The organism is Paenibacillus senegalimassiliensis (assembly GCF_001486585.1).
GTDB classification, from domain to species: Bacteria; Bacillota; Bacilli; order Paenibacillales; family Paenibacillaceae; genus Fontibacillus; species Fontibacillus senegalimassiliensis.
This window is the reverse complement of sequence record NZ_LN909046.1, coordinates 536,784-561,057: the sequence shown is the minus strand read 5'-3', so window position 1 is coordinate 561,057 and position 24,274 is coordinate 536,784. Positions and strand designations below refer to the sequence as shown.

The 24,274-nt window shown below is 48.2% G+C and carries 27 protein-coding genes and 1 tRNA gene; 8 read left to right on the top strand and 20 right to left on the bottom strand.

All coding sequences use genetic code 11. The features are described 5' to 3' along the window. Positions 1–5: 5 nt before the first annotated feature. From BN3279_RS16590 to BN3279_RS16570, 5 genes are all read right to left on the bottom strand, one after another. Positions 6–434: a CoA-binding protein gene (locus BN3279_RS16590; RefSeq protein ID WP_059052275.1), complete on the bottom strand. Its 429-nt coding sequence runs from the start codon at positions 432–434 to the stop codon at positions 6–8. Positions 435–472: 38 nt separating this feature from the next. Further along, positions 473–1,765, bottom strand: a complete 1,293-nt coding sequence (gene aroA, locus BN3279_RS16585; RefSeq protein ID WP_059052274.1) for a 3-phosphoshikimate 1-carboxyvinyltransferase — start codon at positions 1,763–1,765, stop codon at positions 473–475. A 31-nt stretch (positions 1,766–1,796) separates the two neighbouring features. Then, positions 1,797–2,309, bottom strand: a complete 513-nt coding sequence (locus BN3279_RS16580; protein ID WP_187377810.1) for a shikimate kinase — start codon at positions 2,307–2,309, stop codon at positions 1,797–1,799. A gap of 165 nt (positions 2,310–2,474) precedes the next feature. After that, complete coding sequence (gene gndA, locus BN3279_RS16575; protein ID WP_059052273.1) at positions 2,475–3,884, bottom strand: NADP-dependent phosphogluconate dehydrogenase; 1,410 nt, start codon at positions 3,882–3,884, stop codon at positions 2,475–2,477. Between the two features lie 130 nt (positions 3,885–4,014). Then, the gene (locus BN3279_RS16570) at positions 4,015–4,611 is read right to left on the bottom strand and encodes a hypothetical protein (protein WP_059052272.1); all 597 of its coding nucleotides are present in this window, start codon (positions 4,609–4,611) and stop codon (positions 4,015–4,017) included. 165 nt (positions 4,612–4,776) lie between these two features. Here BN3279_RS16570 and BN3279_RS16565 point away from each other — a divergent pair, with 165 nt between their 5' ends. After that, positions 4,777–5,409 carry a DUF1054 domain-containing protein gene (locus tag BN3279_RS16565; RefSeq protein ID WP_059052271.1) on the top strand — a complete coding sequence of 211 codons (633 nt, stop codon included), beginning with the start codon at positions 4,777–4,779 and terminating at the stop codon, positions 5,407–5,409. Positions 5,410–5,463: 54 nt separating this feature from the next. Here the strand turns inward: BN3279_RS16565 and BN3279_RS16560 are convergent, their stop codons facing one another. Further along, the gene (locus BN3279_RS16560) at positions 5,464–6,735 is read right to left on the bottom strand and encodes an MFS transporter (protein ID WP_059052270.1); all 1,272 of its coding nucleotides are present in this window, start codon (positions 6,733–6,735) and stop codon (positions 5,464–5,466) included. A 199-nt stretch (positions 6,736–6,934) separates the two neighbouring features. Here BN3279_RS16560 and BN3279_RS16555 point away from each other — a divergent pair, with 199 nt between their 5' ends. Beyond that, on the top strand, positions 6,935–8,410 hold the full coding sequence (locus BN3279_RS16555) for an aminotransferase class I/II-fold pyridoxal phosphate-dependent enzyme (RefSeq protein ID WP_059052269.1): 1,476 nt from the start codon (positions 6,935–6,937) through the stop codon (positions 8,408–8,410). 89 nt (positions 8,411–8,499) lie between these two features. On the opposite strand, the gene BN3279_RS16550 is transcribed toward BN3279_RS16555, so the two are convergent. Further along, positions 8,500–8,823 carry a DUF1292 domain-containing protein gene (locus BN3279_RS16550; protein WP_059052268.1) on the bottom strand — a complete coding sequence of 108 codons (324 nt, stop codon included), beginning with the start codon at positions 8,821–8,823 and terminating at the stop codon, positions 8,500–8,502. Between the two features lie 102 nt (positions 8,824–8,925). Then, entirely contained in the window at positions 8,926–9,480 is a 555-nt protein-coding gene (locus tag BN3279_RS16545) for a hypothetical protein (protein ID WP_059052267.1), read from the bottom strand. Between the two features lie 178 nt (positions 9,481–9,658). Here BN3279_RS16545 and BN3279_RS16540 point away from each other — a divergent pair, with 178 nt between their 5' ends. Beyond that, the gene (locus tag BN3279_RS16540; protein ID WP_059052266.1) at positions 9,659–10,396 is read left to right on the top strand and encodes an MBL fold metallo-hydrolase; all 738 of its coding nucleotides are present in this window, start codon (positions 9,659–9,661) and stop codon (positions 10,394–10,396) included. A gap of 133 nt (positions 10,397–10,529) precedes the next feature. Here the strand turns inward: BN3279_RS16540 and BN3279_RS16535 are convergent, their stop codons facing one another. The 3 genes from BN3279_RS16535 to BN3279_RS16525 form a co-directional block, all read right to left on the bottom strand. After that, a complete protein-coding gene (locus BN3279_RS16535) occupies positions 10,530–10,769 on the bottom strand; it encodes a DUF3892 domain-containing protein (protein ID WP_059052265.1) in 240 nt (79 codons plus the stop codon). Between the two features lie 54 nt (positions 10,770–10,823). After that, complete coding sequence (locus BN3279_RS16530; RefSeq protein ID WP_059052264.1) at positions 10,824–11,276, bottom strand: GNAT family N-acetyltransferase; 453 nt, start codon at positions 11,274–11,276, stop codon at positions 10,824–10,826. A gap of 252 nt (positions 11,277–11,528) precedes the next feature. Further along, positions 11,529–11,786 (bottom strand): hypothetical protein, encoded by a 258-nt coding sequence (locus BN3279_RS16525; protein ID WP_059052263.1) that lies wholly within the window; start codon positions 11,784–11,786, stop codon positions 11,529–11,531. Between the two features lie 1,012 nt (positions 11,787–12,798). On the opposite strand from BN3279_RS16525, the gene BN3279_RS23855 reads away from it, so the two are divergent. After that, positions 12,799–12,972 (top strand): hypothetical protein, encoded by a 174-nt coding sequence (locus BN3279_RS23855; RefSeq protein ID WP_157686462.1) that lies wholly within the window; start codon positions 12,799–12,801, stop codon positions 12,970–12,972. 300 nt (positions 12,973–13,272) lie between these two features. Here the strand turns inward: BN3279_RS23855 and BN3279_RS16520 are convergent. From BN3279_RS16520 to BN3279_RS16485, 8 genes are all read right to left on the bottom strand, one after another. After that, positions 13,273–13,345 (bottom strand) — tRNA-Val (locus tag BN3279_RS16520). A gap of 178 nt (positions 13,346–13,523) precedes the next feature. Beyond that, positions 13,524–15,059, bottom strand: a complete 1,536-nt coding sequence (locus BN3279_RS16515; RefSeq protein WP_187377809.1) for an outer membrane protein assembly factor BamB family protein — start codon at positions 15,057–15,059, stop codon at positions 13,524–13,526. 116 nt (positions 15,060–15,175) lie between these two features. Beyond that, positions 15,176–16,252, bottom strand: a complete 1,077-nt coding sequence (locus tag BN3279_RS16510) for a metallophosphoesterase family protein (protein ID WP_059052261.1) — start codon at positions 16,250–16,252, stop codon at positions 15,176–15,178. 5 nt (positions 16,253–16,257) lie between these two features. Next, entirely contained in the window at positions 16,258–16,581 is a 324-nt protein-coding gene (locus BN3279_RS16505) for a DMT family transporter (RefSeq protein ID WP_059052260.1), read from the bottom strand. A gap of 33 nt (positions 16,582–16,614) precedes the next feature. After that, complete coding sequence (locus BN3279_RS16500; RefSeq protein ID WP_059052259.1) at positions 16,615–17,418, bottom strand: HAD family hydrolase; 804 nt, start codon at positions 17,416–17,418, stop codon at positions 16,615–16,617. Then, positions 17,393–18,754 (bottom strand): ABC transporter substrate-binding protein, encoded by a 1,362-nt coding sequence (locus BN3279_RS16495; RefSeq protein ID WP_059052258.1) that lies wholly within the window; start codon positions 18,752–18,754, stop codon positions 17,393–17,395. Before BN3279_RS16495 ends, BN3279_RS16500 begins: the two co-directional genes overlap by 26 nt. Positions 18,755–18,799: 45 nt before the next feature. Beyond that, positions 18,800–19,642 carry a carbohydrate ABC transporter permease gene (locus BN3279_RS16490; RefSeq protein WP_059052257.1) on the bottom strand — a complete coding sequence of 281 codons (843 nt, stop codon included), beginning with the start codon at positions 19,640–19,642 and terminating at the stop codon, positions 18,800–18,802. A gap of 24 nt (positions 19,643–19,666) precedes the next feature. Continuing rightward, complete coding sequence (locus BN3279_RS16485; protein ID WP_059052256.1) at positions 19,667–20,548, bottom strand: carbohydrate ABC transporter permease; 882 nt, start codon at positions 20,546–20,548, stop codon at positions 19,667–19,669. A gap of 206 nt (positions 20,549–20,754) precedes the next feature. Here BN3279_RS16485 and BN3279_RS16480 point away from each other — a divergent pair, with 206 nt between their 5' ends. The 4 genes from BN3279_RS16480 (at position 20,755) to BN3279_RS16465 (ending at position 23,722) form a co-directional block, all read left to right on the top strand. Further along, positions 20,755–21,300: a GbsR/MarR family transcriptional regulator gene (locus BN3279_RS16480; protein ID WP_392396873.1), complete on the top strand. Its 546-nt coding sequence runs from the start codon at positions 20,755–20,757 to the stop codon at positions 21,298–21,300. A gap of 56 nt (positions 21,301–21,356) precedes the next feature. Further along, positions 21,357–22,121: a polysaccharide deacetylase family protein gene (locus tag BN3279_RS16475; protein WP_059052254.1), complete on the top strand. Its 765-nt coding sequence runs from the start codon at positions 21,357–21,359 to the stop codon at positions 22,119–22,121. 200 nt (positions 22,122–22,321) lie between these two features. After that, complete coding sequence (locus BN3279_RS16470; RefSeq protein WP_059052253.1) at positions 22,322–22,849, top strand: DoxX family protein; 528 nt, start codon at positions 22,322–22,324, stop codon at positions 22,847–22,849. Between the two features lie 186 nt (positions 22,850–23,035). Further along, entirely contained in the window at positions 23,036–23,722 is a 687-nt protein-coding gene (locus BN3279_RS16465) for a helix-turn-helix transcriptional regulator (RefSeq protein WP_059052252.1), read from the top strand. Between the two features lie 14 nt (positions 23,723–23,736). On the opposite strand, the gene BN3279_RS16460 is transcribed toward BN3279_RS16465, so the two are convergent. Next, on the bottom strand, positions 23,737–24,264 hold the full coding sequence (locus BN3279_RS16460; protein WP_316245760.1) for a GNAT family N-acetyltransferase: 528 nt from the start codon (positions 24,262–24,264) through the stop codon (positions 23,737–23,739). Positions 24,265–24,274: the final 10 nt, after the last annotated feature.

Sequence of the window (24,274 nt, the reverse complement as noted above, 5' to 3'; positions counted from 1 at the left end):
GCCACTTAGCTGCGTTTTCCAATTAAGATGCTATCCTCGACCTTGATGCAACGATCCATGATGACGGTGAGTCCCCCTTGGGAGGCGATCTCATACGCTTCCTCACTCACAATCCCTTGCTGTAGCCACAGAACCCTGGCACCGATCTTAACGGCTTCCTCGGCTACCGGAGGCGTCTGCTCGCTGCGGCGAAATACATTGACGATATCCACCGGCTCAGGAATATCCGACAAGGAGGCATACACCTTCTCGCCCAAAATCTCGCCGGTTACGGTCGGGTTCACCGGAATAACACGGTAACCGTTGCTTTGCATCGCCTGAGCCACCATATAGGAGGTCCGGTCCGTTTTATCGGATAACCCCACTACGGCAATATTGCCTGCGTTCTGTAGGATTTCCTTAATTTGCTCACGACTTGGATTCTCAAATGCCATGGTTAGTTCCTCCTCGGATGCGGATGGCGCTTCAACGTTTACTCCACTCGTTCTATAGATGCGCCAAGCGCTGTAATGTGATCAAAAAATTGCGGATAAGATTTGGCGACATGATGAGCATCTTTGATAACCAGCGGCTGCCGGCAGCGAAGTCCTACCACCGTCAAGGCCATAATCACCCGGTGGTCGTAGTGGGCGTTGATCTCCACTCCGCCTTCCAGCCCGAGCGGACGTCCATGCACGATGATCTCGGCTTGACGCTCCTCCACCTGGGCTCCAGCTTTCTTCAGCTCGGCCAAATAATCCGTAATGCGGTCACATTCTTTATAACGCAAATTTTCGACATTGTAAAATCGGGAGGTACCATCGGCAAATACAGCAGCGGCTACCATCGCAAGCACAGCATCCGTAGCTGCGTCACCATCGAACTCTACCGGACGAAGCCGACCATTACCGCGAACATGCACCGTACCATCCTGATGCGTCAGCGGCACATCCATCATCTGAAGAACATCGACGATGGCACGTTCCCCCTGCTTGCTCTGCTCTGCGAGACGATGTACCTTGATATCCGATTTGGTGACGGCAGCAGCCGCCAAAATCGCTGCCGATCCTGGGTAATCTCCCTGTACGGTATAGGTCTTCGCTTGATAGGATTGCCCACCCGGCACACGGAAATGCATATAATCATGGCTGGCATGAATCACGATACCGGCCTGCTCCAGCACTTCCAGCGTCTGACCTACCACAACCTTGGATTTCAGGTCATCCAGCACCTCAATTTCGCTATCTTCCGCCAGCAGCGGTGTCAGAAATAACAGAGCGCTCAGATACTGTGAGCTAACCGCGCCAGACACCTTGATCTTACCGCCCTTCGCCGCACCGCCACGAATGGTAATGGGTAAACGTCCTTCTTCATGCGTTACCTGGACGCCCAATTGGCCCAGCGCGTCTATCAAATCGTCATGTGGGCGCTTGCCCAGCGAATCAGGATATGTGTTTACAAAGGTTACTTCGGGACAAAGCGCTGCAATAGCCATCAGGAAACGAAGCACCGCTCCCGCATTGCCCACATTCAAGGTTTTGACATCCTTGGGCCTGCTTCCGAAGCCGGTGATGACGATCTTCTCCTCATCTTCCTCCAACACCGCTCCCAAATCGGCGATACAGCGGCGAATCGCATCGCTATCTTCGCTATGAGCCGGATAATATACCGTACTGGTTCCCTCCGCTAGTGCGGCAACCAACAAATAACGGGTCGTATAATTTTTGGAGGATAACGCTCCAATTTCGCCTTTTAGCTGCGCCGTTGGCCTTACGATAACATCCATATTCAACTTCCCCTTTTATAGTTATTAATCTTTAACCGCGGTAATGCGTTAAAATCTCAACAGCCACGCGGGCCGCATCTTTGCCTGTCGTGTCTATGGCATAGTGGGCAAAATCATAGGCCTGCTTCCGTTCATCCAGCAATATCTTGATTCGCTGCTCCGCATCACCTGCGAGCAAGGGGCGATTCGGGTCCTGGCCTACGCGACCGAGAATTTCCTCGGCGGTAGCCCGTAGAGCAAACACTTTGCCACCGGCGAGCATCACGTTGCGATTAGCCTCCCGCAACACAGCACCTCCACCTGTAGACAATATAATGCCTGATTGACTAAGCACTTTGCTAAGGATCTCAGACTCAAGGTCACGAAAATAGGCTTCGCCTTTATCGGCAAAAATCTCCGGGATGCTTAGTCCTGCTTCCAAGACGATCTGCTCGTCCAAATCCACCATCCTCATGCCGGTCTCTGTAGCCAGCAGCGCGCCCACGGTTGATTTGCCAGTACCCATCATACCGACCAAGACGATGTTGTCTATTGCTTTATGCAATTATCTTCACCCGCTTAACATGTTCAAATAATGACTTTTTGAACTACCTTATATAGCAAAACTTTTTCATATCATAACACAGGCCGATACATTTTCAAGATATAAAAAAAGAAAACCGGAGGAACGCATTCGTCCCTCCGGCTTCCGGGCTAAACTGCCCGGGATTTAGAACCATTGATGATGGAAGACGCCTTCCTTGTCTACACGTTTGAAGGTATGAGCTCCGAAGTAGTCGCGTTGCGCTTGCAGCAGATTAGCCGGCAAACGTTCCGTCCGGTAGCTGTCATAGTACGACAGGGCGCTGGCAAAGCCAGGTACAGGAATTCCATTCTCCACGGCAGCGGAGATTACTTTACGCCAAGCTCCTTGATAGCTTTCGACTACATTTTTGAAGTAAGGGTCCAGCAGCAGATTCTTAAGCGCCGCGTCGCGGTCATAAGCTTCCTTGATGTTCTGCAGGAATTGGGAACGGATAATGCAGCCTCCGCGGAAGATCATCGCGATGTTGCCATATTTCAGATCCCAGCCGTATTCGTCCGAAGCCGAACGCATTTGCGCAAAGCCTTGAGCATAGGAGACAATCTTGGAGACAAACAGCGCCTTGCGTACATTCTCGATGAACTCTTGCTTGTCCCCTTTGAAGGCTTGCTTCTCAGGGCCATTCAAAATTTTGCTGGCCGCGATACGCTCTTCTTTCATGGCAGACAAGAAGCGGGAGAATACAGACTCGGTAATCATGGACAACGGCACACCCAGATCAAGCGCGCTTTGGCTTGTCCATTTACCTGTACCCTTTTGTCCGGCTGCATCCAAAATCACGTCAACCATCGGCTTGCCGGTCTCTTCGTCATATTGGGAGAAGATGTCCGCCGTAATCTCAATCAAATAGCTGTCCAGTTCGCCTTTGTTCCATTCTGTGAAGATTTCGTGCAGTTCCTTGGCGTCTACGCCCAGCACGTCTTTGAGCAGATGATAGGCTTCACCGATCAACTGCATGTCGCCGTACTCGATACCGTTATGCACCATCTTCACATAATGGCCGGCACCATCCGGTCCAATATATGTACAACAAGGATCACCATTAACCTTAGCGGAGATCGCGGTCAAAATAGGCTCTACCAGCTTATAGGCACTCTCTTGTCCACCCGGCATAATGGCAGGGCCCTTCAATGCGCCTTCTTCGCCGCCGGATACCCCGGTGCCGATAAAGCGGAAGCCCTTGGCTTCAAGCTCTTTGCTGCGGCGCTGCGTATCAGGGAAGTGAGCGTTACCGCCGTCGATGATGATATCGCCTTGGTCGAGGAAAGGCAGCAATTGCTCAATAGTCGAGTCGGTCGCAGGACCAGCTTGTACCATAATTAAAATTTTACGCGGAGTTTCCAAGGAATTCACGAATTCCTCGATGGAAAATGCCCCTGCCAGATTTTTGCCCTTGCCTTCGTTAGCAAGCAGGTCATGCGTTTTCTCCGGAGAACGGTTGAACACCGAAACGGTGAAGCCCCGGCTTTCAATATTAAGGGCTAAGTTCTTGCCCATGACAGCTAAGCCAATAACGCCGATTTGTTGTTTTGACATGGTCTCCATCCTTTGTCACTCATATTTTTTTCAATATTATCATTTTAACTCTTTTGTGTACAGAAGTGAACCCTGAACCAGCAAGCCAAAAAACAACCCCCACGTTGTGGGGGATGAACCGTTGACGCCATTACCATTCCAACATGAGCAATTCAAGCCGCAGCTTGCGCAGCCGCTCCTTGCAGGCTTCCTTTGTCTTGTCGTCGCCATGCTGCATGGCCTCGAACAACCGCTCTAGCTCTACATCCAATTCTTGCTGCAATTGCTCCAACTGCCTCTCTGCCGACCGCGAGGCGAACATTTCCGCCATCTGCACGGTGTCGACCAGGGGGCTCTTCTGATAAATGACCCGGTGCTCCATACCGGAGATTTCCACGGAACGGATGACTTCACCGAACAGGATATTCTCGACGAGAATTTGCCGATCCTTGAAACGTTTGACTACGGCGTGGCCCCGGAGGTCGCCAATCAGCTTCTCCAGCCACTCCGCAAGTTTGGCATCGCGGATGACATAATCCCCCGCCAGTTTATATCCCCGGGCCAGACGTTGGAAACGTAGCTTGGTGAGCTTTCTCCCGGTGCGTACGGAGATGATAAAGAGCGCCTCATTTTCGCTCCAATATAAAGAATACCCATCTTGGATCAAGTCACGAATCAGTTGTTGAATGTGCCGGCGGTCGAATCGGAGTTCCAGGTTACAATATTCCACCTCGTAACTTTTATTCACGGCACTCCCTCCTCTTAAGTCATCCTATACTCCATCTTATGTAAAGCAACTTGGTTTATTGATTATTTTTACCCTTAACGGGCCTGGCTTGACGCATGAAATATGATATACTGTCCATTATTCATGGAGAACAGTTGATTTACGACTAAGCTTGGAGGGAAGACCATGACCTTTGCCGGATTTGCCGAACAGGATTTCAAGGCACTGACGGTCCCGGGATTACAGCCCCGAATGGAAGCGATCAGCAATCACATCAGACCCAAGCTAGAAGGGCTGGGCGCAGAGATTGCCCCTTATTTATCTGCGCTGTGTGGAGAAGATATGTACCCCCACGTGGCCAAGCACGCCCGGCGAACCGTCAACCCGCCCAGGGATACATGGGTGGCCTGGTCAACGAGCAAACGCGGTTACAAAGCCTTGCCTCATTTCGAGGTTGGGCTGTTCCCAAGCCACTTGTTCATCATCTTCGCCGTCATTTACGAAAGCCCCAATAAAGCGATCTTCGCTCGCTATCTGGACAAGCAAGCCGCTGCCATCAACAAGATGATTCCTGCGGATTTCTACTGGTCCTTGAGCCATAGGGACCCAACAGGTGTTCCGCACCACCAGGTGGATGTCAAGCAGTTGAAGGCTTGGGCGGAGCAGCTTGCCACGGTCAAGAAGGCCGAAGCAATCTGCGGACTTCGCCTGGAACACGATGATGCGCTTGTCCGTGATGGAGCGAGACTGGTTCAAACGGTCGAACAGACTTTCGAGAATCTTCTGCCGCTGTATCGAAATGCCTTCTATACACGCTGATTCAACATATACAGCGCGCTCACCATACCTGTAAGGCCCCAGGGCCGTCCCGGTTTACGTTGCCGGGGCGGCCTTTGGCTTGCGGACGAGGCCCAGATGCAGGAAGAACAGCAACAGCATCACCCCCGAGCTGGCGAGGAACGGTGCGGTTGGACTGACCATATCCCACAGCTTCCCGGAGATGATGGGACCCGCCACCATGCCAGAGCCCTGGATGGTCAGGAACAGGCCCCAAACCGTCCCCTTCTCCTTCTCCGGCAGCATATGGGAGATCATCGTATCCCAGGTCGGCAAGATGAAGGCATAGCTCAGTCCGATCAGCAAGACAAACAGCCAAATCATGGGAAGCTCCCGCGATAAGGCGAACATTCCGACCGACGTGGCCGCCAAGGCGAAGCCGATATGGAGAAACCATCGCGTGCCCAAGCGGTCCACCAGCTTGCCGATGGGAATGAGGCCAGCTACGGTAACTCCGCCACCGATGACCAGCATGGCGCTGAACATTTCTGGTGACAAGCCTAATTCGGAGCGGACATACAGAGTAATGACCGGCGTCAGCAGGCCAACAGCGAAGGACTGCAAGAACAGAGCTGGATAAAGCAGCGGGCTGACATGTAGTTGGCTGCGAATGTGTCGAATCGAGCTATGAATACGACTCCACACGTTCCCCTGCCCCTGCTGACGAATCACCTCCGGAAGGGCAGTTGACTGGGCAGCCTCCTGCTCCGTGCTTACGACCTTTCTTTTCCCCGGCAAAGTAAGGGAGACGATGACCAAAAAAGCAATGCAGCCGAGTAAAAACCAAAAAATAGGCTGATACGATCCATGCAGAAAAAAGTTAATGATAACGGGTCCAAGGCCTGTGCCTCCCAGACTGGACATTTGAATGACACCCATCGCGGTGGCAAAATTGTTATTTCCTTCGGTCACTGCCGTAATGCCCATCAGCACGCTTGGCCAAAGAGGAGCTGTTCCGATGCCAAGTAAAGTACAACCCAGGACCAAAAAGCCCAGCGTCTTGAGAAAGGCGATGATGGCCACTGCCCCTAGCGTGATACATAAGCCCAAGGTCATGGTCAGGCGGAAGCCCAGCCGTTCAATCAGCCAGCCTGCCGGACTGCGAAACACATTATCTCCTATGTACATCAGGGAAAAGGACAACCCGATAGCAAAGGCTCCCAGCATCAATACATTCCCCATATAGATTGGCAAAATCGAGACAATTAACGCGCCCTTGACGAACTCTACCAGAAACATAATGATCCACAGGCCGATAAATGTGGGATTCAATAGCTTCCTGGACGCTGCTACAGAAGTGAATGACACAAGTAAGCCCCCTTCTCTTTTTAAATTGAACGCTCCCTGCTTAGCCCGATACTTTCAGTTTGTCCGCTTTGGCTCGTGAATTAACCTCCGGATTGTCAAATTTCTGTAAAGCTCGCAGCTACTGCTTGCATTCCGGGCTCTTTTTGCTATACTCAAGCTTGTTTGAAAATTATCTCGACGAAAGGCAGGGATGGCCCGTATGGATCATCAAAACACGCCGCTCTTCACCGCTCTCAAAAAACACGCGGCCGGCAATCCCGTTCAATTTCACATTCCCGGGCACAAAAAAGGGCTCGGTACCGATAAGGAATTCCGCGAATTTATTGGCGATAACGCCTTATCCATCGATTTGATTAACATTGCGCCGCTGGATGACCTTCACCAGCCAACTGGAGTTATCGAAGAAGCACAGAAGCTGGCTGCCGACGCGTTCGGTGCGGACTATACCTTCTTCTCCGTGCAGGGTACAAGCGGAGCCATCATGACTATGATACTATCCGTTTGTTCTCCCGGTGATAAAATTATCGTTCCGCGCAATATTCATAAATCCGTCATGTCCGCTATCATCTTCGCCGGTGCGAAGCCAGTCTTTGTCTCCCCGGCTCAGGATACTAATCTCGGCATTGACCATGGCATTACGACAAGCTCGGTAGGACGGGCCCTCAAGCGCCATCCTGATGCCAAGGCAGTAGTCGTGATTAATCCGACTTATTTTGGCGTGTCCGCCAATTTGAAGGAAATTGTGGAGCTCGCTCATAGCTTCCATGTGCCTGTACTGGTCGACGAAGCGCATGGTGTTCATATTCATTTCCACGACAAGCTGCCGATGTCTGCTATGCAAGCCGGTGCGGATATGGCGGCAACCAGTGTGCACAAGCTTGGTGGTTCCATGACGCAAAGCTCCATTCTGAACTTGAATACGAAGAATGGCTACGTCAATCCGCAGCGTGTTCAAACCATCATCAGTATGCTTACGACGACTTCTACTTCTTACCTGTTGCTCGCTTCGCTTGATACCTCTCGTCGTAACCTGGCCCTGCACGGGCATGAGATGGCGGAAGAAGCGATGAAGCTAGCGAATTACGTTCGTGACGAAATTAATCAAATTCCTGGCTTGTACTGCTTTGGCCGGGAAATTCTGGGCGGGGAAGCTACCTATGACCACGACCCTACCAAGGTCACTATTCATGTGCGTCATTTGAGCATCACGGGCTATGAGACGGAGAACTGGCTGCGTGAGCATTACAATATTGAGGTTGAGCTCAGCGATATGTATAACATCCTGTGCCTGATTACTCCAGGCGACACACAGGAGACAGCCGACATCTTACTGACGGCTTTGCGCGAGCTTTCGCAGATTAATTATACGGAGGATCATGCGGGAGAGTTGGTCGTTAAGGTTCCGGAAATTCCGCAGCTTTCCCTGATTCCGCGGGATGCCTTCTATGCTGAAACCGAGGTCATTCCCTTCAAGGAATCTGCGGGGCGCATCATCGCCGAATTCATCTATGTGTACCCCCCAGGCATTCCAATTCTGTTGCCAGGTGAGGTCATCTCCCAGGATAACATTGATTACATCGTGGACCATGTGGAAGTGGGTCTGCCGGTTAAAGGGCCTGAGGATCGTTATATTCAAAACGTAAAAGTGATTATTGAAGCCGACCCTATATTCTAATACTTCAGTTGCAATCATCAAAGAAGCTCCCCGGTAACCCGGGGAGCTTCTTGTGATTATCATGCCTATATCATTCTGACGACCACGTGTTAAGCTTCGTCTGCTTGGGAGACCAACTCGTTGTAAGCTTCCTCCACTTGTTTCCATTCTTGCTCGTCTTCGATGTTGTAAAGCACCATTTCTTCATTTTCTTCTTCCATGCGGAGAATGATACCATCCGCCCCCGGATTGTTGCGTTCAAGCAGCAATGCGTATACTTTCTCACCGACATCGAACGTCTCGACGAGAACCATCTCTACGTCGTTACCTTGCTCGTCCGTCAGCGTCAGCACAAACTCTTCATGCTCATGATCGTGATCATGGTCATGTCCGCAGCCGCACGCTTCGCCGTGTTCGTGATTGTGGTCGCTCATGAAATTACCTCGCTTTAATTGTGTTTTTAATCCCTACGTATCGTAACATTTTCATATGAACAGGTCAATTTGGATACACACAAGCTTACAGGTAACCCACTATTATTTCAGCACATTGATCCCTTTTTCCGTAATCAGGACATAGTCGGACCCCGAAGATGCCTTCATATAGAAGCCGACCTTATAGCGACCCGCCGTTTTGAAGTCATAAGTAAAGTCCTTGGTACGGAACCAGAAATTGTCGCGCTGGTCCTTGATTTCATCGGTTTGAATCTCCTTCGTCGTCCCGTCCGGCGCCGTAATGGACACCCGCACCGCCGAAATGTCGGTCCGCAGGTTATCGATTTGCGAGAACACGTTGAACTTCAGCTTGCCCGTCTTCTTGACGTCTCCGAACACTCCCTCTTCGGTAAAGAGAAACATGTGAACGTTCGGCTTATAATAACTCACCGTTTTGGTGCTGTCGTTGTATTCAACCAATCCCTCTAGATGACGTACAGGAACATACGTCTTACCATCAACCATATAACCGCCGTCTTCCACCTCATGACCGTTAAGTACCAGCTTCACCTTTTGGGTGGCCGCATCGGCAAACAGCAGTGAACCTCCCATTAGAGAAAAAGCAACTACGAGTAATGCAACTCTTCTCCATTTCATTGATATGAACCTCCAATTTGATTCATGTTGATGTAAAGTTATACTCTTTGACGAGAAGCAAGTTGCGGTGTTTTCCGGCAAAATCATTACTTTTTTTCATCAGGCGGACAAGACTTTCGTTTCCACCGGAATTTGTGTACATTTAAGGAAGAAAGACGATGATGCAAGGAGGATTATAATGCCACTACGTTTGCAAATGCTAGGAACCGGCGGAGCCTTCGCCAAGACATATTATAATAACAACGGGCTATTATCCGCCGATGATTATACGCTGTTGATCGATTGCGGGATTACGGCGCCGATGGCGCTGCATAAGCTGAACCAATCGCTGGACGATATTGATGCCGTGCTGATCACACATATTCATGGCGACCATGTGGGAGGGCTTGAAGAGTTTGCCTTCCGCATGAAATATGTCGTGGGCCGCAAACCGCGATTGTACGTCGCAGAACCACTGCTAAAGCCTCTATGGGAGAATACGCTCAAGGGTGGTCTCAGTCAGGAGGGTATCATTCATTCGCTGGAGGACGTGTTCGAGGTGTATCCTTTAACGGAAAGGCAGGCGGTCCAGCTTGCGCCCGGCTTATCGGTGGAACTGCTGAGAACACCTCATATTCCCGGAAAAAGCAGCTATTCGCTGTATCTGAATGACGAAATATTTTATAGTGCAGATATGACCTTCCAACCCAAGCTATTGGAGCAACTCGTTCATGACCGAGGCTGTCGTAGAATTTTACATGAGGTGCAACTAACCGGCCCAGGAGAGGTACATACAACACTCCAAGAGCTGCTTACCCTCCCTGAAGAGGTTCAGGAGATGATTCTGCTGATGCACTATGGGGATGAGATGGAGAACTTTATTGGGGCTACTGGTCAAATGCAATTCTTGAAGCAGCATGAAATTTATACGTTGTAAAAGTGGCTTCTCGGTGCTGAAAATGTGACTTTAGAACTCGCTTTAGTAATGAATCAGGAGCGCTCCAGCATGGCTGGGCGCTCCTGATTGAGGTTAGCGCTTATTGTGGCTGTAATTGTTCTCTTGCTTGAGTTCAATCAAAGTTTGGCAGATTATCCAGGTTGTTCGTCGGATCTCCGTCGGCATCGCCGCGCAGATACATCTCCCCGTCTTTTCCTTTGAATGCGTTCACGCCAGCAATTGCTCCGGCATTGACCTCTTGCAGCGCTTGCTGGTAATCCAGCACACGTCCGCTGGACGTCTTGAATGCTTCCAAATCCCCGTCACCGTTCTTGCGTACGGCAATAATGGTCTCTCTGCTGTTCAGGGCCATCTGCTATCACTCCTCTTAAAGGTTTGATCTCAGTGTGCCCCGAAGTTTTGCAAACTATGATTTCAGCGATTTCACCATACGCACATGGGGAATTCCGGCATCATCAAAGGGCTCCGTCGAGATGGTCTCATAGCCCAACTTGGCATAAAACCCTTCCGCCTGACACTGGGCATCCAGCACAGACTGGGACAAGCCCAACTCGCGCGCCAGCTCCTCCAGAGCCAACAGCAAGATGGTCCCTACCCCTTTGGTACGGAATGCCTTGTGAACCGCAATCCGTTGAAGTTTGGCACTCGTATCCTGATAATAGGTCAGCCTGCCGGTAGCTGCGTACTCCCCGTCCATTTCGATCAACACATGATATACATCCGGTCCCAACTTGTCGTAACTGTCGATCTCCAGGTCTACCGGAACCTGCTGTTCCTTGACAAACACTTCTTTTCTAATGTCCAGACAACGTTCTAGTTGTTCTTCGGTCTGAACCCGAATAATTGTTGCAGCACCCACTTCGTTCTCCTCCCAGCATGGTCTGTATAATCGATGTAAACTGCATTATTATACAAAAAAAACGTTTTCCTGTATAGTTGAACTATGCATTGGAGCTTCAAAATGGTTGCTGAAAGGAGCTAACAGAATGACTATGGTCATGGGAATTACAATCGCTGCTGCGGTACTAATCTGCGTAGTGTTAATTGCGTCCATGTTCTATGTGACGAAGAAAGGCTACTCTCGCAAATGGGACGAGGAATAACTTCTAACTTACTCCAACGAATACACATCCTCCACAATCGTGGGTGAATACACCTCATCCAATACCGACGCCGAGCCAAAGGGCCAAGCAAACTCCTTGGCCTGGCGACTCATCGTCTCCGCATCCGGCTCAAGGGTACAGGCGGTGGTTAGGGTGAGAGAGGTGAGAATGATGGCTCCAAGGGTCAAAAGCGTTTTATATAATTGCTTGCTGTTACTGCCCTTATTGCTGTTCAAAAGCTCTGACACTGTATATTTATTTCTCATCCTATTCTCTCCTTTACTCGCAGTTCTGGCATAGTAAGAACTTATGAATACATTGTTGGCTGTGAACTAGATGGTTATACTTTCATATTGCACAAAAAATCCGCTGCCTCTGGCAACGGATAATTATCCTTGTGTATAAATTCAACTAATCAGGCACATTACATTGTTCCTAAAAAAGCAAAGAATCCTTGATATACAAGGTTTTTTCTTGTTCGTATCTTTGTTCGTATTTATTAGTTTTTTGGTGCCGATATTTAACTTTCGGCACCAGATTTCAGCTTACACACTGACGACGAGAAACAAAAATCCTGCACATTATAATTGCAAGATTTAAATATTTCACACCCTATCCAAGCTCCCTCTGGGAAGGGATGCTTGGATAGGCTGTTTTGTTGATTCATTTATTTCTTACAATTTTTGTTGTACCACCAACGCAAAATGATAACGATAAGGATGACGATGGCTATAACTACAATATCCCGAAAATCCTGATTCATCGGCATTCAACTCCATATTTCCCAGAGAGAGCCAACAGCCCATCCACTACAAGAAGATAATACCAAACGACGTAAAATAAATAAAGTGGCTGAGATCATTAGATCAATTAATTACAGTCATTTTATCCACCGTCTTGATTCGCTTGTAGAGGGCATAACATGGTCCTGCTCTACAAACTCGCCGTGGTCAATGGATTTGGGTAGGGATAAGAGTTCGAAGATTTTGCTTACTGGCAAATCGCGCGACGTCGAGTGATTTGCAAACTGGTCAAAAACTTGAATTAATTTGCCAGATATCTGAGGCACAAGGGCAATTGAATCAAGCCAGGATTCCCCTGCCCATGAACCTAATCATTCTCCCTCACATGCTTAAGTCGCTTTTCGATTTCAAATATTGACTGCCCACGATTTGCTTGTAACTGTTGAATCTCTTCCACGTCAATTGGATTACCGGTCATTCAATCAGCAGGAATGGACCTATGGTATATCGAAATGGGATAATAGGAGGTGTGATTGTGCCATCATTCGGTATTGAACCAGAAAGATTAGAAAACTTGTTGAAAAATTTGGGCATTCAAGATGAGAAGATCATCGTAGTGGTGAAAGGTATATTTGATATAAACAATCGTATGATCGAAGCTCATGTTGATCGTATGATTAATGAAGCTCTAGATCGACGGTTGAAATAATTAAGCCAGGCATCCTGCGGGATGCTTTTTCTTTTGGCAGTTTGATTAAAACGGAGGGAAGTGAGGTGGCGACATATCGAAATAACAAATCAGGCAAGCAGGCGCCGCCAATCACCCGGATTGTAAACGGTTCGCTCCAAGGACGAAAGAATGTCATTTAAGGCTTGTGACCTTCTGGCCTACTTTTAGTTGAATAAAGGGCACCAATCCGGCACCAATTTCATATTTCGGGGCTTATTTAAGTGCATTACTTTGCCCATAAAAAGCAAAAAACCCTTGAAAATCAAGGGTTTTTCAGTATGATCTGCAGTGGGCTCGAACCACTGACCCCCACCCTGTCAAGATGGTGCTCTCCCAGCTGAGCTAGCAGATCAAGTTTATAGCGAAGATGAATTTTATATTAACAGGAAGTAGGATCATTGTCAATCTGCTGCTTGGAGAACCTAGTAAATATTTAAAAATGAGCCTCCTCCGTTTGATTGGGGAGACTCACTATAGTTTAAAAATTTTTCATGCCTATAATTTACACAATAACTGAAAAGCAGTGCAACTTAATATTCGTTTACTTCAAAAGCGATGATTTTATCGTACAAAATGTAGTCCTGTCTTTGTTTAAACGGACCAATATTATTCTGATGCTTATTAATTGCATACGTAATAGGACCATTCCCATTGGCTTTATCTTCGTACCACTGGATGAATTGTTGAACTTCCTGCATTGAAAGATCATACTCTTTCTCTACGCCATGGCTCAAGATAATGGTAAGCAATGCCCGTTCTCCCACAGGGTCTACTGGAGGATTAGGGTCAACCGGAGGATTGGGATCAACGGGGGTTTCTCCCCCTGCTATTTCACCTCCAATTGCATATATATATCCCTTACTGTTAGTAAAGTACAAGGTCCCCTGACTATCAATAGTCACATTATTGGAACTATATGCAGGCGTCCCAACTTCAAAGGGAGCCATTCTGGAGCCATCTTCAAGGAAAATATACAGTTTGTTTATAGAATTTATATAAACATTACCTTTTTTATCCACTAAAGGAGAATTATAAGATCCTACTCCATTAGTGATATCTTGCCATTTGATGGTCCCATCTAAATTGATAGCATATAAACCTAATGAACTCGTAACATACAACACTTGTTGCTTTTCGTTTAAAGCAGGGGTTGCATAGAGATTGCCTTCAAGCTGTAGACTCCAATTTAAAGTCCCGTCAGATGTTTTCACACTATATAATTTCTTCCCATGTCTACTAACCACATATAGATTCCCATTTGAATCAAGCTGTGGAGCACTGAAACGTGGATCATCACTTAAGTTGATGTGGTCTACTTCACTTTGCCACTTTATAGTTCCATCAGGAGATACAGAAGAAACGAATAAATCATTTCCCGATTTGCTTCTTACAAAGATATCCCCGTTCACATCAATAACAGGTTGACCAAAAGGATAACCTATATCCGATTGCCATTTAGTTATTTTAAGGTTTGGATCAAAAGCAATTAATAATCTTCTTTGTGAACCTATGTATAACGTCCCGTCACGATCAATTGCAATGTGCCCCAGGTTCCCAATCCCCATATTAATACTTTCCCATCGTGGACTACCTGTGTTGACATCTACCCCATGCAAAATACCATTTGTCACAAAGTAAACATAGCCATCCTGACTTATCACAGGTGATGAGTCATCGAGATTAGAAGTTATTGCATATTCCCACTTAATACTGCCATCCGGATTCAAGGCAAGCAGTTTATTACTTTGGGTTCCTACAATAATTGTTCCATCCTCTGCGATAACGGGGGAGAATAATGAAGCCGGGGACAACTCTACGCTCCATTTTTCATATAAATTGCTGTTTACGCCATCAAAACGTGAATGTCTTGTCCAATTAAGCTCTGTAGGCTGATCCCCCAACTGATCATAGGCACCTTGGTCATACCCTCCGCCTTGAACAAAAGGGGTGCTGGCCGCATTAGCTACATTTGCAAGAGACAGTGCAAAGCACAGCATCAGCAATACGACTACTCGTCTATTAAATTTCATTTTTCCTCGTCCTCTCTTAGCTGTTTTTATTTTCAACTATAATATCGGATCGTTCCCCAGTAAGAATGAGTGATTAACACGAAAAGTTAGATAACAAGAAAAATCCGCTGCCCCTGGCAACGGATTTTTCTCATTTCATCCTTTACACAAACCTACCCCAGCTCCACCCGAAACTGCGCTGACTCAATCCATTCGCCCTCGGTGAAGTCACGGCCGCGAACAAGGACATGGTCGTGGTAGACCTCTATATAGTAGCCTTGGCTACCGTCCTTGTGCTCGTCCTCGTCAGTCCATAGATAAGCTACGGATGCAGCGTTGAACATGGTTGGCAGCGCACCTCGTCCATCATAGTGGTTATTTGGCGCTTCCAGTTCCCAGTGCGTGTGTCCGGTGAACAGAATGGTTTGCGGATGGCGGGCCAATACAGCCTTGAGTTCGGCATCCTGTACTACGCCATACCATTTCTGCTGCTCGTAAGAGCCGGCTACGGTATCTTTCAAGGGCTGATGCAAGAACAGAAATACCGGCCGATTCGGTTCTGAATTTTCTCCCAGCTTAGTATCCAGCCAGGTTAGCTGCTCCTCTGATAGCGAACAGAAGATTTCCAAGCCTTCCTCGGTCCCAAGGAAGATAAAATGATAGCCATTAATCCAGTGATCATGATATATATCTTCCGTCCCTGTCTTCTCCATGAAACGTGCCAAACGTTCTTGCCAATGCTCCAGGCTGATATCTTGATCCTCCATACCAACTACTTGATGGAGGAAGTCGCTGAGTTGACCTTTCCACAAATCAGGGTTGCCTTCCCCCTGCTCTGAAGAAGCATTAGCCCGAATTTCCTCCAGTCGTTCCTTCCAATTATCTGGTGTAATGTTCTGCCCTTCTAGTCCTGACAGACGCAGAAATTGGTTAAGCCGTTCCTCCCAGTTGCCCAAACCTACATCGTGATTGCCCATGGTCAGGTATAGGGGTGGCAAAGAATCGCCATGCTCGTCCCAAATGCGCTGCCATTCGGCATATTCCTCCGGCAGTCCATGATCGGTTACATCGCCCACATGCATAATTCCCGCACTGCCTTGACCCTGAGCCTTCAAATCCTGCAAAGCACGAACCAAGTTCACATTGTACGCATGATTCGGATCTGTTCTTACATGGGTGTCAGTAATGACCTGGAAGGAAAGAAGCGCCGCTTCCCCCTGTTGCTTGCCTGCTTGATCTGGCACACTCATTTACTTCATCCTCCCTTGCTGCTTATATTCAGCCCGATGACCCCCATCACAATCATGCCAATCCACAGCACTGAGGACAACGATAGCTTCTCCTGAAACAAAAATCCGCCAATCAGCGAGATCAACACAATCCCGATGCCCGACCATATCGCATAAACAGTTGATACTTTCATATAACCCAGCGCATAATTCAAGCAGGTAAAGCTGGCGCCATAAAAGATAAACATGAATATCGACGGCATCAGGCGGGAAAAGCTATCCGACAGCTTCATCGATACTGTGCCTGATACCTCCAGCACAATCGCCAGAGCCAGGAATAACCACCCCATCTTGTTGTCCACCTTCCATTATTCGCAAAAAGACTATCCTAGTCTTAATTCATCATATCCCGCAACCACAGCATGTGCTGCCGGATATCCCTTCGGTCCCGATACTCTTCCCTCGTCCAGACCGATGGCTAAGGCCGCGCCCGCAGCTCTGGCCATCTGCATATCTCCGTTGGTGTCACCAATCACTGCCGCATGCTGCACCGCCACGCCCATCTCCCGGCAGGCCAGCTCGACCATATCGGGATAAGGCTTGCCCCGGCGGACCAGATCGGCTCCGATCACTACGTCGAAGTATGTGCGTATTCCTAGCCAGTCAAGGTGCTTATTCGCCGCCTCCGTCTCATCGGAAGTGACAATTCCAAGCTTAATGCCACCTTGCCGACAAGCTTCCAGAAAGGGCTGAACATGGGGCAGCAACCTAGCAATCCGTAGCCGTTCCAGTGCTTCGTCTGCTTCCAGGCGGCACTGCTCAGCCAGTACCTTGGCCTCCGCCCAGGACAGTCCCGCTTTGTATCCTTCCAGCGCTAGCAGGATCAATAAATCATTGACCGTTCCCATTGACAAGGGGCTGTTACGATCATAACCGGAGATCTTGCCGTTCTCATCATAATCAATTCCCCAGATTCCCAGCAGATTGTCGGGAAGTACGGGAAGCCCTTGCTGACCAAGCGCAGTGGAGAAATGGGCGAGCAACTGCTCGCCCCAACTCCCCCAGGTATAAATGAAATCCATTAGCGTACCGTCCTTGTCGAACAGAATTGCCTGAACTTCAGCTTCACTCCCTGGGGCGCTCAACTTGACTACGGACGACTTACTTATTGATCCGGTCGAGTTCACGCTGGGCCGTCTCCTTTGCTTCCTTCAAAGCTTCCGCAGCAGGCACATTGCTGATTTGAACCTTGTCCGCCGCAATACTCAGCGCATCCTGAATTTTACCGCCCGTTGGGTCCTGGAACGGTTTGGAGGCATGAGTCGCTTGCTTCAGCGGAATGGTTGCTTGTGGGTTCTGCTCACTGAAAGCTACAAATTCAGGATTGTCCAGTGCCGATTGACGTACTGCGATATAGCCCGTATTCATCGACCAGAAGGCTGTATTTTCTGCGTTCATAAAGAAGGTATACCATTTCATGGCAGCTTGCTGCTGCTCAGGACTCGCCGCAGCGGGAATACCAGCCATGATCGCCTCTGCTACCGGCTTGCCTTCGCCAATACCTTCCCAGCCCGGTTGTTCCATGGCAGCAACAATGGAGAAGTCCAAATCACCTTGGTCACCGCTAGAGCCGATATACCCTGCTGCTTGACCCTTCATCACGTCATCAATCGTCTTGTACCAATACTCCCAGCCTTGACCACCGGAATGAATGCGCATGATCTTGTCCTCATGAATCCATTTACGGAACAGATCCCAGGTTTCCACCCATTCAGCGGAGTCAATCAGCACCGTCTTCCCATCTTCACTAAGAATTGTGCCACCTTTGCTATATACCGCATCGATCATATTGCCAGCGCCCCACATCGGCTCCCAGCCATAGAATGAGGTTTTGCCGCCTTCTTTGACTGCCATTTTCTCAGCAGCGGCAGCCAGCCCTTCCCAGGTCTTCATATCATCCGGGGTCAGACCATTCTTCTCCAGTGCATCCTTACGGTAGTACATGACTTGGGTTGTCCCATACATCGGCAGGAAGAATTGCTTGCCATCCACCTTGCCTTGCTCCAGGAATGTAGGTACGACATCCTCCGGATTAAAATCAGCCGTAGCGGCAATCAGTTCATCAATGGGTGCATAATAGCCTTTGCGAGCCCAGTCGGCATTCGAGGATAGAATGGCACCTGGTACATTGCCAGAGGCAATTGCAGCTTGAAGTTTACGCTCTGTCTCGCTGTAATCGGCTTGTACAACCGGCTTAACGATAACCTCTTGCTGTGAACTGTTAAACTTGTCAATCAAGGTTTGCATGTTCTCGCCGAGCTTACCGCCGAGGCCATACCAGAATTCGATTGTTACTGGTTCTGCAGGAGCCACAGTCTCCGACCCGGTATTTCCGCCTGCCGCCGACTTGGCTGGCTCCGCCGTGTTGCCACCCGCCGTGCTTGGTCCACCACCACAAGCCGTAATTAATAGGAATGTGCATGTCATCAAGAGTGCAAGAAACTTGGTTTTCACCTTAAACATTGTATAACCTCCATAATCTTTATTTTGTTAGTTCAAAAGGGGAATTTACCCCTTGCTAGCACCTGCGGACATATTGAAGCTTTGCATGATCGTTTTCTGGGTCAGCGCGAACAACACCAGCAATGGTGCAATGGTGAAGGCGCTGGCGGCCATAATAAGCGGCCATTTTAGCCCGTAAGCACCCCCTTCCACGAAGAAACTGCGCAGCCCCGCCGAAACAAGCTGCAAATCCTGACTTTTCGTAATCAGCATCGGCCAGAAATAGTTGTTGTACTGGTCGATGAACGTAATCAAGCCCAATACGGCAAAGGATGAGCGCGTGAGTGGCAACAGAATCGTCCACAAAATCCGGAAATGAGAAGCCCCGTCAATCTGTCCAGCCTCGACCATCTCGTGAGAGACTTGGAGGAAGGCCTGACGAATCAGAAAGATGGAGAACACACTTACACAGTTGGACAAAATCAAGCCGGTGTAAGAATCCAGCAAGCCCATCTGCCCCAATAAGATGTAGCCAGGCAAATACACCGCTGTGCTCGGAATCATGTAACCCACCAGCACGAGTCCGGTGAATACCCCCTTCAGGCGGAATTTCATATGAGTCAGGGCATACGCCATCATACCGGAGTTAATGACTTGCAACACGATAATCGACATCGCCACGAAAATACTGTTAAACATATAGCGTTCAAAGGGGGCTGCTACCCAAGCTTCTGCAAATTGCCCCCAGTTGGGATTCTCTGCCCACAGCGTTGGCGGTGTTTGCCAAATCTCGTCATTACTCTTGAGCGCATTGGTTACCATCCAATAGAACGGAAAGGCCATAACCAGCGATGCGGCAGCAAGCAAAATATGACGGCTTAAGGTACCGAGTTTGTTCAAACCTTGCATACGTTCCTTCTCCTTTACTGGCAATTAGTTATAGTGAACCGTACGTCGACCGATCCAGAACGAGAGCATCGACAAGGCTACGCAGGCCACAATGAGCGTAATCGCCACCGCAGAGGCCTCGCCAATCTGGAAGGAATCGAAAGCGGCTTGATAATATAGGTACAGCAAGGTTCTGGTAGACCCCGCTGGTCCCCCTTGAGTCAACACGTTAATCTGATCGTAGGCCTGCAAGGCAGAAATAATCTGCACAACTACCAGGAAGAAGGTCGTAGGCGAAATAAGTGGCAATGTAACGTTCATGAACTTACGCCAGCTATTGGCCCCGTCCAATTCAGCAGCTTCGAGCAAATCTGTAGGAACATTGCGCAAAGCTACGAGGTAGAACACCATCCCCCATCCTGCCGACTTCCAAATGGTCACAATCAGAACTCCGATGAGCGCCCATTTAGGATCTTCCAACCAGCGGACACCCTCCAGCCCTATGGCTCGGAGCAAGGTATTGGCCATTCCCACCTCAGGCTCATAAATCCAGGACCATACAATAGAGACTGCAACCATTGGGGTAACCCAAGGGGAGAACATGAGCAACCGATATACCGAACCGCCCTTCATGTTTCGGTTCAGCAACAGAGCAAGCAACAAGCCGATAACCACAATGGGCAACACGCTGCCAAGACAGAATAGCAGGGACACCTTTAAGGATTGATAGAAGGCCGGATTACTAAATAGATTTGTGTAATTTTCCAATCCGACAAACAGCTTGTCCGGGCTCATGAAATCCCACTCCATAAAGCTGAGATAAACGATTAATACCATTGGATAGAACCAAAATAGCGACAGCGGAATCATTGCGGGCAGCGTAAACAGCACAGATCGCACCTCTTCCCGCCATTTCAAACGTTTCATGAATCCTCCTCTTTTTCCATTCATTATTTTTTGAATATTTGTTATAATCGGGATATAAACAATGTTTTATCTCTTTTGTACAATAATTATTGTACGTTCAAAGCCTCGACAAAGGGTTATCGCTATGTGAAACGACTATTAATTTTATGTAAAATCTCTACATTTCTGAGGCAGGTGTACTGATGAAAAAGTCAATTTTGGGAAAAATGGAAAATCCAATTAGTGTGCGTGAGGAACTACGAGCCAAGGTCATTGACGCCATTGCGCAAACGATGGATTTGTATGGGGTAAACTACTCCTACGGTCAACTCTATGGAATTATGTTTTTCGAAGATCGCCCGATGACACTGGAAGAAATGCAACAAAGCATGAATATGAGTAAGAGCAACATGAGCTACGCCTCCAGAGCTCTGATTGAATCTAAAATGGTGGAGAAATTAAATGAGAAGGATGCCCGGAAGGACTTATATGTAGCGGAAACAAATTTTTATAAGGCCTTTCAAGCCTTCTTCGCCACGAAGCTCCAGCGGGAAATTGATGTAATGCGCGAGGCACTGGATATTGCAATTCCGGTATTATCTGAAATGATTCTTGATATTTCTACGACCGCAGAGGAGCGAGAGCTGTGCTTGGAGGATTTGCATAAGCTTAAGCACGCCGCAGAATATTACGATTGGCTCCAGCAATTTGTACATGGCCTGCAAAGCGGTGATTATTTTACAGCAACGGACGCTTCCTCTAAAGAAGGATAAAAACCGCGACCTCCAGCCAAACTAAACATCAATGCTAAATGCCGGAGGAGCTATTCATGACAAAACGTAAATTGGGCGCCGTGCTGGCCGTAGTGCTTACGGCCACACTGTTGTCCACCTCTGCCACCGCTTCCACCCCATCCTGGGCGAAGGCGCGGAGCTACTACGAGGAACGAGGCGATATCGTATGGGAGGTTCCTACCTCGGAGAAATATATCGCCTTCACCTTTGATGACGGACCCGACCCCAACAAAACCCCTGAAATTCTTAAAGTTCTGGAGCAGTATCAAGCAAAGGCAACCTTCTTCGTGGTAGGCGAACGTGTTGAACGTTTCCCGGAAATTGTACGGATGGAACTGGCCAAGGGACATGAGCTAGGTAATCACTCTTATCAGCATCCCGCCTTTAACCGGCTGGCCTTAAGTTCAGTATCCAAGCAGCTTGATCTCACCCAGGAAGCTATATTTGAAGCAACTGGCACCAAGCCGGTGCTGTTTCGCCCGCCTGGAGGTTACTATAATGAAGGAATTGTGGAGTTATCCAAGAGCAGCAGCCTGCAAATGATCTTGTGGTCTTGGCATCAGGACACCAAGGACTGGGCTGCGCCCGGGGTATCCGCCATTGTGAGCAAGGTGCTGGATAATGCCAGGAACGGGGATATTATTCTAATGCATGACTATGTGTACAACAGTACGCAAACCGTTGAGGCGCTGAAAGAGATTTTGCCAGAACTGAAGAACCGTGGTTATTCCTTCGTGACAGTCTCTGAGTTACTGACTCACAAAGTCACTCCGGATCACCATATCAAGGTTAATCATTAGGCCTGGCTACAATAAGATTCTTAAAGGCAGCAGCAAGACACGAGTATTCTCGGTCCTGCTGCTTTTTTAAAATTTATTTTATTTAAATTTTATTAATTGTGATTTAAATCACTTAATGTGTGAAAAATATCACTTATTATAAAGACATCAAAGATGTTCTACAAAAATAAAGAGAAAACAAACCTAAGGAGTGGTAATTCATGTTTAACAATTTCCTCAGAACGAACAAAGTGGCCATGTGGTTCTTGACCTTCATCCGTATTTATCTTGGCTATCAGTGGATTACCGCAGGTTTCAAAAAGATTACTGGCGGCTTTGATGCTGCAGGCTTCCTAAATGGAGCGATTGCCAACAGCACCGGTGACCATCCTGCTGTTCAGGGCTGGTGGGCATCCTTCCTGCAAAGCTTTGCTTTACCGAATGTGGACCTCTTCAACGTCCTTGTCCCTTATGGCGAATTTCTGGTCGGACTGGGCTTGATTCTCGGTACTTTTACCACCTTTGCTGCCCTGATGGGCTTGGTCATGAACGCTGCCTTCCTCTTCTCGGGTACTGTCAGCACGAACGCACAAATGTTGATCCTTGAAGTTCTGGTTGTAGTAGCTGCCGCTAATGCCGGCAAAATCGGTCTGGACTACTATGTACTCCCTTACCTGCGTAAGCAATTCGGCAAGAAAAACAACACTCAAGCACAGATTACGGCACCGAAGCAAAGCTTGAACGTTTAACTTGGCTACGATTTTTTGAACAACCTCTAAATAGAGAAACCATACTATGTGACAAGAGACCCCCAGCGGGTCTCTTGTTTCGTATCCAGATTCAGTCCGTTCATTGTATATGAACCTGACCCATGATAATATACTTACTATACTTAAATATGTAATAAGCTTCTTTAGAGGAAAGGAGCATTGCTTATGAATGCTAACAAAGACCTCTCTACCCGGGAACGTATTTTGCATATGATGAAGACGTCCGGTCCACTTAGCGCCAAAGAAATCACCACAGAATTACAAATTACCGAGATGGCTGTACGAAGACATATTGGCACGATGGAACGAGATGGACTTATTGAATCGAAAATGATTCGGCAAACTCTGGGACGTCCCACGGCCGTCTATGGACTTACCGATATCGCCGAAGGTTTATTCCCTAAAAAATATCATTCATTGACCCTGGATTTGTTGGATGAACTGGCGGAGGAAAGCGGTCAGCACATGGTTAATCGCTTGTTCGATCGCCGCAAGGAGAAGCTTAACCGCCGATATGTTGATGAGATGGAGGGCAAATCCTTCGCTGAAAAGGTACAAACACTATCGCAAATCCAAAGCGATAATGGATATATGACGGAGCTTACGCAAAACGATCAAGGTGACTATGTTTTAATGGAACATAATTGCCCGATAGCCCAAATTGCTAACCAGTATAACCACGCCTGCGAGTGCGAGCTTCATTTGTTTGAATCGCTGCTTGATGCCAAGGTAGAACGAACGGAATGCCTGGCCCAGCAAGGCAAGAAATGTGTATACATCATTCGGCAGGAGAGCCGTGACGATCAGACAGCACAAGTGGAACAAGAACAAGTGTCTGATATTCAGAAATAAGCTGCCCCTGCCTCCTACCGTTGCATCGCCTCATCTACGCGATACACCTCACGGTGTATTACGGCTTTAGCATGATTGAATTCATCCGCAGATAAAGGGTGCGGAAAACTCATGATCTTAAGCGGTACAGGACCTTCACCCGGCTGAAGAGGCGGTTGCACATAATTAAATTCGTTAAGATAAAATCCCAAGCGCTGATAAAATCCAATTCTTCGCTGCGCCCATTCTGTATTCGGTAATTCTACCTCCAACAGAACGGGAGTGTCTGCCTGACCCAGCAATTCGTTCATTAGTTGCTTGCCAATACCTCCTCCCCTTGCGGAAGGTTCAGTCGCCAAATGCTCCACAAAACGGAATTCCTGAAATTCCCAGGCAGCGAGAAAAGCGATAAGTTGTCCCGCCTGATTCTCCTTCGTCATCAGACGATAATAAGCATTGGCAAGTAATTCGGCCTGCCCATCATAAGTCCGTCGCTCGCTTGGAGGAAATGACGCCTCCATAATGGCATACACACGCTCAAACTTCTCATCCTGCATATTCATATGAATTCCT